Origin of the sequence: Streptomyces sp. B5E4 (assembly GCF_039871555.1) — a bacterium.
GTDB lineage: Bacteria > Actinomycetota > Actinomycetes > Streptomycetales > Streptomycetaceae > Streptomyces.
Map to the genome: position 1 here is coordinate 1 of NZ_JBDPMI010000007.1, position 14,431 is coordinate 14,431.

Sequence of the window (14,431 nt, forward strand, 5' to 3'; positions counted from 1 at the left end):
CCACGGCCCGATCCGACTCCTCACCACGTGCGACGGCGTCCAGACCCGCGAGCAGCTCCGCGCGGTCCGCACCGAAGACCACCGCCCGGTGATCGAGGACGGCACGCGAACGCACCAGCGACGCGGATACCGCGTGCACGTCCGTTTCCGGGCGCTCGTTCAGCCACGCCCGCAACCGCCCCGCCTGCGCGGCCAGCGCCTCCGCCGAGTGCCCCGACACCGGCCACACCACCCGACCGACCGGCACCGGCGACGTACCACCCGAGGCGTCGGACGCGGCCTCGGGCTCGGTGTCGCGCTCCAGGATCATGTGGACGTTCGTGCCGCTGATCCCGAACGACGAGACTCCGGCCCGCCGCGGCCCCGCCGTCTCCGGCCACGTGACGTGCTCGGTGAGCAGTCGCATCGAGCCGGCCGACCAGTCGATGTGCGGCGACGGCTCGTCCACGTGCAGCGTCTTGGGGAGGACGCCTTCCTGGAGCGCCATGACCATCTTGATGACGCTGGCCACACCGGCGGCGGCCTGGCTGTGCCCGATGTTGGACTTCACGGAGCCCAGCCAGAGCGGTGCGTCCGCCGCCCGGTCCTGCCCGTACGTCGCCAGCAGCGCCTGCGCCTCGATCGGGTCCCCCAGCGTCGTCCCCGTACCGTGCGCCTCGATCGCCTCGACATCCGATGTCGACAAACCAGCATTGGCCAGCGCCTGCCGGATGACCCGCTGCTGCGAAGGACCGTTGGGTGCCGTGAGCCCGTTGGACGCGCCGTCCTGGTTGATCGCAGAGCCGCGTACGACGGCCAGCACCTCGTGCCCGTTCCGCCGGGCATCCGAGAGCCGCTCGACCAGCAGCAGCCCCACGCCCTCCGACCAGCCCGTCCCGTCGGCCGCGCCCGCGAAGGCCTTGCAGCGCCCGTCAGGCGCGAGCCCGCGCTGCCGGCTGAACTCCACGAACAGGTCCGGGCTCGCCATCAGCGAGACCCCTCCCGTCAGCGCGAGGTCGCACTCGCCCTGACGGAGAGACTGGCACGCCAGATGCAGCGCCACCAGCGACGACGAACACGCCGTGTCCACCGTCACCGCCGGACCCTCAAGCCCGAAGGTGTACGCCACCCGCCCCGACGCGACACTCGGTGCCGTGCCGATCCGCCGGTAGCCCTCGAACTCGTCCGGGACGGAGGAAAGGCGGCTCAGGTAGTCGTGGTTGACCACGCCGGTGAACACGCCCGTGCCCGTACCGCCCAGCGACTGCGGGTCGATGCCCGCGCGCTCGAACGCCTCCCACGCCGTCTCCAGCAGCAGCCGCTGCTGCGGGTCGGTGGCCAGCGCCTCGCGCGGGCTCATGTGGAACAGCTCGGCGTCGAAGTCGGCCGCCTCGTGCAGGAAGGCGCCCTTGCGGACGTACGAGGTCCCCGGGTGGTCCGGGTCCGGGTGGTAGAGCGACTCCACGTCCCAGCCGCGGTTGACGGGGAGGTCGCCGACCGCGTCGCCGCCGTCGAGGAGCAGCTTCCACAGGTCCTCCGGCGAGCGGACCTCGCCGGGGAAGCGGCACGCCATGCCCACGATGGCGACCGGCTCGTCCTCGACCGTCCGCACCGTCGCCGTCGGCCGCTGCGGCGCGGCGCCGGTGAGGTGCAGCGTCTCGCGCAGGTGATCGGCGAGGGCGTGCGGCGTCGGGTAGTCGAAGACCACGGTCGTCTCCAGCGCCACACCCAGCGCCTTGGCGAGGCGGTTGCGCAGTTCGACCGCCGTGAGGGAGGCGAAGCCCAGCTCCCGGAAGGGCCGGTGCGGATCGAGGGAGGCGCTGCTCGCGTGGCCCAGGGCGACGGCAGCGTGGGAGACGACGAGGCCGAGCAGCCGCTCCCGCTGCTCCGGCTCCGACAGCCCGCGCAACTGCTCCGCGAAGCCGCCCCCCGCGCCCGTACCCCCGGCCGCGGTACGCCGCCGGCGGGCGAGCCCGTGCAGGACCGCCGGTGCGATGTCCGGGTCGATGGCCGCGGTGTTGAGGGCGATGGGCAGGAGGTGGGGGTGGGCGGCGGCGACGGCCGCGTCGAGAAGGGCGAGGCCCTGCTCGGTGGTGAGCGGTGTGAGGCCGCTGCGGGCCAGGCGGGCGACGTCGGTGTCGTCGAGCCGGCCGGTCAGGCCGCTGGTCTCGGCCCACAGGCCCCAGCCGAGTGAGGCGGCGGGCAGGCCGCGGTGGCGGCGGCGGGCGGCGAGGGCGTCGAGGAAGGTGTTCGCGGCGGCGTAGTTGGCCTGGCCGGGGCTGCCGAAGGTCGCGGCGGCCGAGGAGAACAGGACGAAGGCGTCCAGCTCCAGGTGCCCGGTCAGCTCGTGGAGGTGCCAGGCGGCGTCCACCTTCGGGCGCAGGACGGCGGTGAGCTGGTCGGGGGTGAGGTTGGCGAGAGTGGCGTCGGCGAGGGTGCCGGCGGTGTGGAAGACGGCGGTCAGGGGCCGGTCGTCCGCAACGGTGTCGAGGAGCGCCGCGAGCCGGTCGCGGTCGGCGGCATCGCAAGCCGCGATCCGTACGTCGGCGCCCAGGGCGGCCAGCTCGTCACGGAGTTCGGTGGCTCCGGGGGCGTCCGGCCCGGACCGGCTGGTGAGCAGCAGATGCCGGATCCCGTGTGCGGTGACCAGGTGGCGTGCGGTGTGGGCGCCGAGGGTGCCCGTACCGCCCGTGATCAGGACCGTGCCCTCGGCGTTGAGGGCGAACCCGTCCGCGGCCGGCGTGTGGCGGGTGAGCCGGGGGGCGTACGCGGTGCCTGCGCGCAGGGCGAGTTGGGGCTCGTCCAGCGTGAGGACGGCGGGCAGCGCGGCCCGGCTGTCGGGGTGCCCGTCGGTGTCGACCAGGGCGATGCGGCCGGGGTTCTCGCTCTGGGCGCTGCGGATCAGACCCCAGAGGGGTGCGTGGACGAGGTCGGTGACGTCCTCGTCGGGGGTGGTGGCCACGGCCCCGTGGGTGACGACGACGAGGCGGCTGTCCGCGTTCGTCTCGTCCGCGAGCCATTCCCGTACGTGCCGGAGCGCCTCGCCGGTGACGTGGTGGATCTGTTCCGGCAGCGGGCTTTCCGGGTCCGCGGGCTCCGGGGTCGGAACGGCCGCCGCAGACGGCACGACGTCCGCCGCCGCACCGAGGGAAAGAACCGACCGGTTCTCCGGGACGGCGTCGATGGTGCGCGGTAGGGACGTGGGTGACCACTCCACCGCGAAGAGCCGGTTGCGGGCGCCCGTGTCGGCGGAGGACAGCTCCGCCGTGTCCACCTCGCCGAGGACGACGCCTTCGACCTCCGCGACCGCACGCCCCGCGGCGTCGGCCAGCAGCAGGGAGGCCGTACCCGGCCCGGTCGGACGGAGCCGAACGCGCAGGGACGTAGCGTCGACGGCGTGCAGGCTGACGCCCTGCCAGCGCAGCGGCAGCCATGCGCCGCCGCGCCCGGCCGGCTGCGGGGCGGCGCCGAAGACCTGGACGGCGGCTTCCAGGAGGGCGGGGTGCAGCCCGTACCCCTGCGGTGCGGCGTCGGAGTCCAGCCGGGCTTCGGCGTACAGGTCGTCGCCCGCCCGCCAAGCCGCCGTCAACACCTGGCAGGCGGGCCCGTACTCGAAACCCCGCGCGGCCAGCTCGGCGTAGACCTCGGAGACCGCGAGCTGCTGCCCGCCGGCGGGCGGCCAGGCGGTGAGATCGGCGCTGGGGGAGGAAACCGTCGGCGTCAGCGAGCCCGTCGCGTACAGGACCCACGGCTCGTCGGTTTCCTCCCGCGCGTGCACGGTGACGCGACGTTCCGTGCTGTCCGGCAGGGGCGCGGTCATCACCTGAAGCTGAACGCTGCGCTGTTCGGTCAGCGGCAGCGGGCGGTGGATCTCCAGCGCGGACAGGTGCTGGTGACCCGTGTGGTAACCCGCGTGCAGCGCGAGATCCACGAAAGCGCCCGCCGGAAGGACGACGGTCCCGCCCACCTGGAGATCGGCGAGCCAGGGGTGGCTGCCCAGGCTGAGGCTGCCGGTGAAGACGGTGGACCGGCTGTTGTCGTCCGCGAGTTGGATGGTCGCACCGAGGAGGGCGTGCTCGGCGCCCTGGAGGCCGAGGGACGCCGGGTCGCCGCCGCCGGTGGGGACGTCGAGCCAGAAGCGCTCGTGCTGGAAGGGGTAGGTGGGAAGGTCGGCGGGGTCGGTGGGGGTGGTGTGCCAGTCGACAGGCGTGCCGTGGGTGTGGAGATGGCCCAGCGCGAGGCGGAGTTGAGTGGGGGAGTGTTCGTGGCGGCGGAGGGTGCCGGTGGCGATGGCCGCCGGGTCGGTGTCGGTGATGGCGGTCGTCAGCGTGGGGTGAGGGCTGGTTTCGACGTAGGTGGTGTGGCCGCTGGCGATCAGCCGGGTGAGGGTGTCGTGGAAGCGGACGGTCTCGCGGAGGTTGGTGTACCAGTAGTCGGCGGTGAGTCCGGTGGTGTCGAACTCTTCGCCGGTGACGGTGGAGTAGAAGGGGATTGATGCCTCGACCGGTTCCAGGCCCGCCAGCGTGTCGAGGAGTGTCTCGCGGAGTGTGGTGACGTGGGGTCCGTGGGAGGCGTAGTCGACGGGCAGCAGCCGGTTCCGTACGCCCGCGTCTTCGCACTGGGCCAGATACGCCTTGACGGCGTCGGTGTCGCCGGAGATCACGGTGGCGGTGGGGCTGTTGACCACGGCGACGGACAGCTTCCCGTCCCATGCGGCGATCTCTTCCGCGACCTGGGTGTGCGGCAGTGCGACGGAGGCCATGGCGCCCTGGCCGGACAGGACGCGGATGGCCTGGCTGCGCAGGCACACGACCTTCGCCGCGTCGTCCAGTGTGAGGGCCCCGGCGATGTGGGCGGCGGCGATCTCGCCCTGGGAGTGGCCGATGACCGCATCCGGGCTGATGCCGTGGTGCTGCCACAGCCGCGCGAGGCTGACCATGACCGCGAACAGCGCGGGCTGGACGACGTCCACCCGCTCCAGCAACGCGCCCTCGGGATCGGCCAGGACGTCGGTGAGCGACCAGTCGTCCGCGTAAACGGCAAGGGCCGCCTCGCACTCGCGGATGGCCTGGGCGAACACCGGCTCGGCCTCGATCAAATCCGCCGCCATGCCCGCCCACTGCGCACCCTGACCCGGGAACACGAACACCGTCTTCCCACCCGGCCGCACAGTCCCGCTGACCACCCGCGCCGAAGGGTCACCCGCCGCCACCGCGGCCAGCCCCTCCAGCAGCTCGTCCCGCTCACCACCCACGACCACCGCGCGGTGACCCAGGGCGGAACGCGTCGCGACCAGACTGTGCGCGGCTTGAGCGGGGCTGATCTCGTGGCGCTCGCTCACGTACGCGTGCAGCCGCCCCGCCTGCTCCGCCAACGCCTCCGGCGTGTGCCCGGAGACCGGCCACGCCGTCACCCCGCCCGGCTCCGCCACCGCCTCGGCAGCAGCGCCGTCCTCCACGCCCGGCGCCTGCTCGACGATCACGTGGACGTTCGTCCCGCTGATTCCGAACGCCGACACCGCCGCCCGCCGCGGTCGTTCCGTCGCGCTCGGCCAGTCCGTGGCCTCGGTGAGCAGCCGCACCGCGTCCGACGACCAGTCGACGTGCGTCGACGGCTCGTCCACGTGCAGCGTCCGGGGGAGCACCCCGTGCCGCAGGGCCTGCACCATCTTGATCACGCCCGCGACCCCGGCCGCGGCCTGGGTGTGCCCGATGTTCGACTTGACCGACCCCAGCCACAGCGGCGCGTCCGCTGCCCGCTCCTGGCCGTACGTCGCGAGCAGTGCCTGCGCCTCGATCGGGTCGCCCAGCGTCGTTCCCGTACCGTGCGCCTCCACGGCGTCGACGTCCGAAGCCGACAGCCCCGCGTTCGTCAGCGCCTGCCGGATCACCCGCTGCTGCGACGGGCCGTTGGGCGCGGAGAGGCCGTTGGACGCGCCGTCCTGGTTGATCGCCGAGCCCCGCACCACCGCGAGCACCCGGTGCCCGTTGCGTACGGCGTCCGACAGCCGTTCGACCAGGACGATCCCGGCGCCCTCCGCCAGGCCCGTGCCGTCCGCGGCGTCCGCGAACGCCTTGCAGCGGCCGTCGGGGGCCAGGCCGCCCTGGTGCTCGAAGTCGACCAGCATGCCCGGCGTGGGCATGAGCGTGACGCCGCCGGCCAGGGCGAGGTTGCACTCCTTCTGCCGCAGCGACTGGCACGCGAGGTGCAGCGCGGACAGGGAGGACGAGCAGGCCGTGTCGACGCTCAGCGCCGGGCCTTCTAGGCCGAGGGCGAAGGCGACCCGGCCCGAGATCACGCTCGGCAGCGAGCCGGTCATGAGCTGGCCCTCGACACCTTCGGCGGGGTCGCTGAGCCGGGGGCCGTAGTCCTGGTGCGTGGCGCCGATGAAGACGCCGGTCGAGCTGCCGCGCAGCGAGGCGGGGACCAGGCGGCCGTGTTCGAGTGCTTCCCAGGCGATCTCCATGATGACGCGCTGCTGCGGGTCCATGGCCAGGGCCTCGCGCGGCGAAATGCTGAAGAAGTCGGCGTCGAAGCCGGCGATGTCGTCCAGGAAGAAGCCCTCGGCGTCGCGCCCTTCGGGCAGCAGCGACGCGGAGCTGTCCAGGGCGCGTGCGATGTCCCAGCCGCGGTCGGTGGGGAACGCCGAGGCGGTGTCCTCGCCCTCCCGGACCACGCGCCACAGGTCGTCGGGGGAGGCGACGCCGCCTGGGTAGCGGCAGGCCATGCCGATGATCGCGATGGGCTCCTGCTCACCGGAGACCGCGGCGTCGAGCCGCTGCCGGGTGCGGCGGAGGTCCGCGGTGACGCGCTTCAGGTAGTCGCGAAGCTTGTCTTCGGTGCTCATGCTCATCGGCTACCGTCAGCCCTTTCACAGCGTTCGCGGGCCCGATCCCGAGCCGCGCAGAGATCGGCCTGCGCCGCCTGCGTGGGTCCGTACAGGGGATCGGCGAGTGACGGCGAGCGGAGTCCCGGTACGCAGGAGAGCGCTACTTGATCCATGGAAGCGGCTCGACGCTAAGCACGGTCACTAAAGCCCAGCTAAGCCCCGTCCGAGGCGGTTCGGGGAGCTACGGGTGGTCTTAGCTGGGCTTTAGTGCGCGCGGTCACGCTGAGTTCGGCGTGGCGCCCCGCCGTCGTGGCGTGTGCGAACGAGCCCGTCGTACGAATCCGACTGAGCACAGGAAGTCCTCACGATGACCAGCACCCTCACGCCCGTGCCGCTGTCCGAGCGGCTGCTCGCCATCTGGCGGGACGTCCTGGAGACCCATCAGGTGGACGTCGGCGGGCTGAGCGTCGACGGCAACCTGCCCGACCTCGGCACGCGCTCGATCCTGATCATCGAGATCGCCATGCGCATACAGCGGGAGATCGGTGTGGACGTACCGCTGGAGACGTTCATCGAGACGCAGACCATCGCCGACCTGGCCCGGGCGATCGTGGAGATCGACCCGGGGGCGGCGGCGCGATGACCGGGGCACCGGTCGCCACCCGCGCCGCCACGGCGGCGCTCGCCCCGCTCTCCGAGCCGGCGGACGAGGACCTCGAACTTCTGCTGCTCATCCGGCACTTCGAGAGCAAGCTGCTCGACCTCTTCGGGCAGGGCGCCCTCAACGGCACGACGCACACCTGTCTGGGCCAGGAGTACGTGCCGGTGTCCCTGCGTCCGCTGCTGGACGAGCGCGACTACGTCTTCAGCAACCACCGCGGGCACGGCCACTACCTCTCCCGCTACCGCGACCCGGCCGGGCTGCTGGCCGAGATCATGGGGCGGCAGGGCGCCGTCTGCTCCGGCGTCGGCGGCAGCCAGCACATCCTGCGCGACCGCTACCTGTCCACCGGCGTCCAGGGCGAGAGCCTGCCGGTGGCCGTGGGCGTGGGGCTGCACCAGGTACGGGCCGAGCCGGGGGCGCTGGTGTGCGCGTTCATCGGCGACGGCACCTGGGGCGAGGGTTCCGTGTACGAGGCCCTGAACATGGCCCAGCTCTGGCGCGTGCCGCTGCTGGTGGCGGTGGAGCACAACGGCATCGCCCAGTCCACGCCGGCCGAGACGAACATGGCCGGCACCGTCGCCGGCCGCGCCGCCGCCTTCGGCGTCCGCCACCACCGGATCGAGTCGGTCGACGTCAACGTCATCCGGACCGAACTGGCGCCGCTGCTGGGCCAGGTGCGGTCCGAACGGGCCCCGCTGGTCGTCGAGTTCGCCACGCACCGGGTCGGCCCGCACAGCAAGGGCGACGACACCCGGCCGCAGGTTCAGGTGGACCGGGCACGCGAGCACGACTGGTACGGGCGCTACCGGACCGCGTTCCCCGAGCAGTTCGAGCGGTGGGACGCCAAGATACGCGCCGAGGTGGACGAGATCGCGCGGGACGTGGCCGGCCGGCCGCCCGCGGTGTGGAGCGGGTCGTGCGAGTAGCGGAGAACATCAACCGGTCGCTGCACCGGCTCCTGGAGACGGTGCCCGAGGCGTACGTCCTCGGCGAGGACATCGCCGACCCCTACGGCGGCGCCTTCAAGGTCACCAAGGGGCTGAGCGACAGCTACCCCGAGCGGGTCATCACCACGCCCATCAGCGAGTCGGGCATCGTCGGCGCCGGCGCCGGCCTCGCCCTGGCGGGCGACGTGGCCGTCGTCGAGATCATGTTCGGTGACTTCGTCGCCCTGGCCTTCGACCAGATCGTCAACTTCGCCAGCAAGTCGGTCTCCATGTACGGCCGCCGGGTGCCGATGCCGCTGGTGGTGCGCTGCCCGATGGGCGGTCGCCGCGGCTACGGCGCCACCCACAGCCAGAGCCTGCAGAAGCACTTCATCGGCGCACCCGGGCTGTCGCTGTACGAGATGTCGCCCTTCCACGACTCGTACGAGCTGCTGTCCGACATCGTGGCGCGGGCCGAACCGGCCATGCTCTTCGAGGACAAGGTGCTCTACACGCGGCAGATGTTCGAGGACGGGGCCGTCGACGACCTCCTCTCCTACGACCGGCACCCCGACGCCCCCGACGTCACCCGCGTGTACGTGGACGACCCGGACACGTACGACGTCGTGCTGATCGCGCCCGGCGGCATGGCGCACCGGGCGTGCGAGGCGGTCCGCGACCTGCTGGTCGAGGAGGAGATCACCGCGCTGCTCCTCGTCCCCACCCGCCTGTACCCCTTCGACCCGGGCCCGCTGCTCGGCACGCTGGGCGCGGCGCAGGCGGTGTGCGTGGCGGAGGAGAGCACGGCGGGCGGCACCTGGGGTGCGGAGGTGGCGCAGCAGGTGCACCGGCGGCTGTGGCGGAAGCTGCCGCGCCCGGTGGCCCTCGTGCACTCCGAGGACAGCATCATCCCCAGCGCCGCGCACCTGGAGGAGCGGGTGCTGGTGTCCGGGAACACGATTCGGCGAGCGGTTGTGGAGGCTCTGCGTGACTGAGATCCGTGTGCCCAAACTGAACAACAACGACACCGAGTACACGCTCGTCGACTGGCTGGTCGAGGAGGGCAAGCCGGTCGCCGAGGGCGATCCGGTGGTCGTGCTGGAGACGTCGAAGGCGGCCGAGGAACTGGAGTGCGCCGCGGAGGGCACGCTGCACCACGCGGTGCCCACCGGCTCGACCTGCGCGCCCGGTGACGTCATCGGGCACGTCCTCGCACCGGGGGAGAGCCTCGCCCCCGCGGCCCCGGAGCCGGCCGCGGCCTCCGCGTCGGCGTCGGCCGCCGCGGCGGTCACCATCACCAACCCCGCCCGGGCGGTGATGACCGAGCTGGGCGTGCCCGAGGAACGAGTCCGGGCCCTCGGCGTCAAGGTCGTCCGGCGCACCGACGTCGAGCAACTCGCCGCCCTCATCCGGCAGGAGGAGCAGGCCGGCGCCGAGCCGGCCGGGGCGGACGACTCGGCCGTCGACCCCGCGCTCGCCCATGCGCTGCCCCCCGTGCAGCAGGCCGTCGGCCGCTCCGTGGTCCGCTCCCAGCAGACCATCCCCGCCGCGTACACCGTGGTGAAGATGGACGTCGGCGAGGCCCAGCGGCGCGCCTCGGCCGCCGCCCGGCGGCTGCGCCGGCTGGTCGGGCTGCCGGAGCTGCTGCTCACCGCCGTGTCCCGGGCCCACGACGCCTTCCCGCTGTTCTTCGCGCGCCTGGTCGACGACCGTACGGCCGTGAAGTCCGAGGCCGCGCACGTCGGAGTGACGATGGACGTGGGCAAGGGGCTGTTCGTCCCGGTCGTCGAGCGCGCCTCCGAGCGGTCCTTCGAGGAGATAGTGGAAGCCGTCTCCGGCTTCCGGCGCACCGCGATGTCCGGCACCTTTCGTGAGTCCGAGCTGTCCGGCGGCAACATCACCGTCACCCTGCACAACGACGCCGACGTGGTGGCCGCCGTGCCGTTCGTCTTCCCCGGGCAGGTCTGCGCGCTCGCGCTCGCCGGGCCGCAGCAGGAGCTGGTGCAGGACGCGGACGACACGGTCCGGGTCCGTACCGTCGCCAACCTCGGCCTCGCCTACGACCACCGGCTCCTCAACGGCCGCGACGCCCTGCTGTTCCTCCAGCGGCTCAAGGCCCAGCTGGAGGCCCCTGACAAGCTGCTCGGCCCGGAGGACCCGGAGTCCTGAGCAGGCCGGGCCCGTACGAAGGGCCGGTCGGATGTCCGCAGCGACATCCGACCGGCCCTTCGTCGTACGCGGTCTGCCGTACGCGGCCCGTGACGGGCCGTCAGCGTGTCGGAGCCGGGTCCGTGGCCGTGAACGCCCGGACGTCGCGCATGAGCGCCGTGGCCACCGCCGGCTCCGCGCCGTCGAGGTAGAAGTGGCCGCCGGGGAACGTCTCGATACGGAAGGCGCCGGTGGTCAGCGACTCCCAGGCCGCCGCCTCCTGCGCGGACACCCGCGGGTCGTCGGCACCGGTGAACACCGAGATCGGGCACGTCAGCTCGAAGCCGCCGGCGTAGCGGTAGTTCTCCACTGCGGTGTAGTCGGCGCGCAGCGCCGGCAGGATCATCGCCCGCATGTCCGGGTCGGCCAGCACCTGCGGGTCGGTGCCGCTGAGCGAGGTGATCTCGGCGATCAGCCCGTCGTCGTCGCGCAGATGCACGTTCTCGTCGCGGGGCGTCGCCGGCGAGTGCCGGCCCGAGGCGACGAGGCCGGCCGGCGCGTTGGCGCCGTCCTTCTCCAGCCGGGCGGCGGTCTCGAAGCCGACGACCGCGCCCATACTGTGCCCGAAGAGCACCAGCGGCAGGTCGGTGAGCGGCCTGAGGACGTCCGCCACCCGGTCGGCCAGCGTGTGGACGTCACGCAGCGGTTGCTCGTGGCGGCGCTCGTGCCGGCCCGGATACTGCACGGCGACGAAGTCGACGGACGCCGGCAGCGCCCGCTGCAGCGGAAAGAACGTGGTCGCGGCGCCGCCCGCGTGAGGCAGGCAGACGAGCCGTACGCTCGGCCGGGTGGCTGAGCCGAAGCGGCGCAGCCACGTGTCGTCCAACGGGATCTGTGCGGGCACCGTGGCCATGCCTTCCCGCGCTTCTCCCGGGTGCGAGAGAGCGGCACACGGTGGAAAGCGCACCTTGAGCACTCCGACTCGTTTGTCATCTCCGAAAGTACCGGCCTCGGTTGAAGGCCGACAAAGGGCTTCTAAAGGCGTACGGGCGCGGAGGCTGCACCTCCGCGCCCGTACCGGACGCCGTGTCAGGCCGACAGGCTCTTCAGCCGCGTCCCTATGTCGGCACGCTGGGAGATGCCGAGCTTCTGATAGATGCGGGTGAGGTGCTGCTCGACGGTGCTCACGGTGATGTGGAGCCTGTTCGCGACCTGACGGTTGGTCAGGCCCTTGGCCACGAGCGCGGCCACGCGGTGCTCGGCCCGGGTGAGCAGCTTCTCCTTGCCCAGCGCGTCGTGCAGCGCCTTGCTGGTCCGCTCCGGTGCGGGCGTGCGGGCCACGGCCTGGTCGGGCAGGCAGTTGCGGGCGATGTGCGCCCCCGCGGCCTGCGCCCTGGCTGCCCAGGTCTCGTGACCGAGCCCGCGCAGCGCGACGCCGAGCTCGTGCAGCGCACGTGCCTGGTCCAACCGGTCGCCGGTGGCGAGGAGTTCGTCGATCGCCCGGAACAACAGCCCGGGGCGCTTGTGCGGCGGCGCCAGCCGGGCCCGTAGCCGCAGCATCATCGCGTGGTCGCGACCGCCGTGGCCGGGAGCGCGCTCGGCGTGCTCGGCGAGCATACGGGCGGACATCTGGCTGTCTCCCAGGTGCAGCCACGCCTGGGCGACGTAGAGCCGCCACGGCACCAGCGTGGGGTGGTCGACGAGGCTGCGCTCGGCGACCTTCCCGATCCGCAGGAAGTCCGCGAGCGCCGAGTGCGGCCTGTTCGTGGCGAGATGGAAGCAGCCGCGGATGCACAGGTAGCTCAGCCAGTAGACGCTCTTCTCCCATGCCGGGGGAATGGGCTTGGCGAACACCCGCGCCACCTCGTCGTAGCGCCCCATCTCCATGTGCAGCGCGGCGAGTACGGCCTCGGCCGCGCACGCGTAGCCCGTGCTGCGCTCGGTGATGACGCTCTCCACCAGCCGGACGCAGTCCAGGCCCGCCGCCAGCTTGCCCTGCCGCAGCGCGACGATGGCCTGCTGCAGCGAGAAGATGGCCTGCCAGCCGGGCGCGTCCCGGCTCGCCGACTCCTTGACCAGCCACTCGCACCACTGCCAGGCCGCGTCGAGCCGGTCGGCGATGACGAGCGCCTTGATCGAGCTGGCCAGCGACCAGACGGTGGAGTCGGAGAGGGTCGAGACCTCCAGCAGGTTCTCGGCGGCGGCCGCCCAGTCGGCGCGGCCCCCGAAGAGGAACGAGCCCTCGAAGGTCTGGAACAGGGAACTCGCCGACGCGTACGGGCTTCGCGTGCCGCCGTCGGCGGGCGGGTGCCGCGCGGGCTGCCCCTCGCCCTCCTGCCCGTCGGAGTGGTGGCTGTACCAGGCCCAGAGCCAGGCGATGCTGGGGTGATCGCCGGCGCGTACGTCGGCGGCGCTCGACTCGGCCCCCTGCCGCTGCAGCACGGCGAACGCCTCCTGGACCTTGCCGTAGCTGAAGAGCAGGTCCGCGAGCCCGTCGTACGCCGTGCTGGGCATCTTGTCCGCGTGGAACGCGCTGAGCAATGCGGTCAGATGCCGGATTTCCGTGGCCGCGGGACTGATGCGCTGCGTGATGAGCGCCAGGCGCATGTATATCTCGATACGGTCCGGATTGCTCGGGCTGTTTTCCAGTGCCAGTTCGAGATACCTGACGGCGAGCCGGATGTTTTCCTGGTCGATGGCCGTCTCGGCGGCGTCGCGCAACGCGGAACGCTGCCAGGCCTCCGCCGCGTGCCGGGCGGCGAGGAGATGACGGGCCACTTCCGTGGTGGGGCTGCCGGCATTGTTCTGGACGACGGCCGCGCGCCGGTGCAGTTCGTTTCGCTGGAGGGTGCCCAGGTCCGCAAGAATTTCCCGGGGAGCGCTCTCGTGCCGGAAATTCGTGCCGTCCAGGACGCCGGAGTGGCGCAGTGCCTCCAACTGCTGCTCCATGACGGCCGGTGAAATACGGGTCATGCCGGACAGCAGCTCGGGCGCCGCGGAATCCCCCAGAACGGAGATCAGCCGCCCCAGCTCCACGGCGGTGGCGCCGCTGCGGTAAAGGCAGGACACGACGGCACGGCCGTACATGCCCAGCTTCGCCGCGGACTCCGCGCCCGTCGGCCGCGCCTCCATGTCCTCGTCCCGCAGGTCCTCAAGCAGGGCGCGCAGCAGGAGCGGGCTGCCGCCGCTGAGGTGGTGCAGCAGCTCGATCCACTGCTCGTGCGGGCGGTTGACACGCGTGGTGACCGCCGCCCGCACCCCGCGCTCGTCCAGCGGACCCAGGTGGATGCGCTGGGCGTTCGGCCGCCGCAGCAGCTCCGTCTTGACCGGCTGGTCGCGGTGGCGCAGGTGCGGGCAGTGGGACAGCAGGATCAGGGTGCGCCGGCTGCGATGCCAGCCGATCGTCTGGAGCAGGAAGTCCAGCTCGGACCAGGGGATGTCCTGCACGTCGTCGATGCTGATCACCACCGCGCCGTTCTCCGCGATGTGCGGCAGCGCGGCGCTGAACTGCAGCGCGGGCGTGGCCCCCGCGGGACCCTCGCCGGGCGGCGGGGCGGGCACTTGCGCGACGAGCTGCTGGAACAGGGAGATGGGCGGGTGCGCCGCGGTGCTCCTGCCCTGGACGCTGAGGATGGTCGCGCCCATGTCGGCCGCGTGTTCTGTGATGGCGTGTAAAAGTGCACTCTTGCCGCAACCCACGCCGCCTTCGATCAGAATTGTGCGCGACATTCCGTGGAGACAGCGAGAGAAAGCAGACCGCAGCGCCTCGAATTCGGCCGCACGGATGACGAAAGCCATACCGGATTACTCACCTCCCGTTGGCGCAATTGATTCGTCGTGAGAATCAATGCACCTGAGCAAGTCCAGGTCATACGGCGCTCAAGG

The 14,431-nt window shown here is 72.3% G+C and carries 7 protein-coding genes; 4 read left to right on the top strand and 3 right to left on the bottom strand.

From position 1 onward, the window contains the following. A partial coding sequence (locus ABGA99_RS11570; protein ID WP_347582588.1) for an SDR family NAD(P)-dependent oxidoreductase occupies positions 1 to 6,826 on the bottom strand: 6,826 nt, incomplete at its 3' end. A 349-nt stretch (positions 6,827 to 7,175) separates the two neighbouring features. On the opposite strand from ABGA99_RS11570, the gene ABGA99_RS11575 reads away from it, so the two are divergent. From ABGA99_RS11575 to ABGA99_RS11590, 4 genes are read left to right on the top strand one after another with little or no spacing between them, the layout of a single operon-like run. After that, positions 7,176 to 7,451, top strand: coding sequence for an acyl carrier protein (locus ABGA99_RS11575; protein WP_347577748.1), 276 nt, complete (start codon positions 7,176 to 7,178; stop codon positions 7,449 to 7,451). Next, positions 7,448 to 8,398 carry a thiamine pyrophosphate-dependent dehydrogenase E1 component subunit alpha gene (locus tag ABGA99_RS11580; protein ID WP_347577747.1) on the top strand — a complete coding sequence of 317 codons (951 nt, stop codon included), beginning with the start codon at positions 7,448 to 7,450 and terminating at the stop codon, positions 8,396 to 8,398. The genes ABGA99_RS11575 and ABGA99_RS11580 overlap by 4 nt, the downstream gene beginning before the upstream one ends. Next, positions 8,389 to 9,393, top strand: a complete 1,005-nt coding sequence (locus ABGA99_RS11585; RefSeq protein ID WP_347577746.1) for a transketolase C-terminal domain-containing protein — start codon at positions 8,389 to 8,391, stop codon at positions 9,391 to 9,393. Before ABGA99_RS11580 ends, ABGA99_RS11585 begins: the two co-directional genes overlap by 10 nt. Continuing rightward, on the top strand, positions 9,386 to 10,567 hold the full coding sequence (locus ABGA99_RS11590) for a 2-oxo acid dehydrogenase subunit E2 (RefSeq protein ID WP_347577745.1): 1,182 nt from the start codon (positions 9,386 to 9,388) through the stop codon (positions 10,565 to 10,567). Before ABGA99_RS11585 ends, ABGA99_RS11590 begins: the two co-directional genes overlap by 8 nt. A 100-nt stretch (positions 10,568 to 10,667) precedes the next feature. On the opposite strand, the gene ABGA99_RS11595 is transcribed toward ABGA99_RS11590, so the two are convergent. Both ABGA99_RS11595 and ABGA99_RS11600 read right to left on the bottom strand, forming a co-directional pair. Then, positions 10,668 to 11,459 carry an alpha/beta fold hydrolase gene (locus ABGA99_RS11595; RefSeq protein ID WP_347577744.1) on the bottom strand — a complete coding sequence of 264 codons (792 nt, stop codon included), beginning with the start codon at positions 11,457 to 11,459 and terminating at the stop codon, positions 10,668 to 10,670. Between the two features lie 176 nt (positions 11,460 to 11,635). Beyond that, a complete protein-coding gene (locus ABGA99_RS11600; RefSeq protein ID WP_347577743.1) occupies positions 11,636 to 14,344 on the bottom strand; it encodes an AAA family ATPase in 2,709 nt (902 codons plus the stop codon). Positions 14,345 to 14,431 lie beyond the last annotated feature (87 nt).

Coding starts and splice junctions, on each gene's coding strand:
- ABGA99_RS11595 (WP_347577744.1), bottom strand. CDS start 11,459: ATGGCCACGGTGCCCGCACAGATCCCGTTGGACGACACGTGGCTGCGC.
- ABGA99_RS11580 (WP_347577747.1), top strand. CDS start 7,448: ATGACCGGGGCACCGGTCGCCACCCGCGCCGCCACGGCGGCGCTCGCC.
- ABGA99_RS11575 (WP_347577748.1), top strand. CDS start 7,176: ATGACCAGCACCCTCACGCCCGTGCCGCTGTCCGAGCGGCTGCTCGCC.
- ABGA99_RS11600 (WP_347577743.1), bottom strand. CDS start 14,344: ATGGCTTTCGTCATCCGTGCGGCCGAATTCGAGGCGCTGCGGTCTGCT.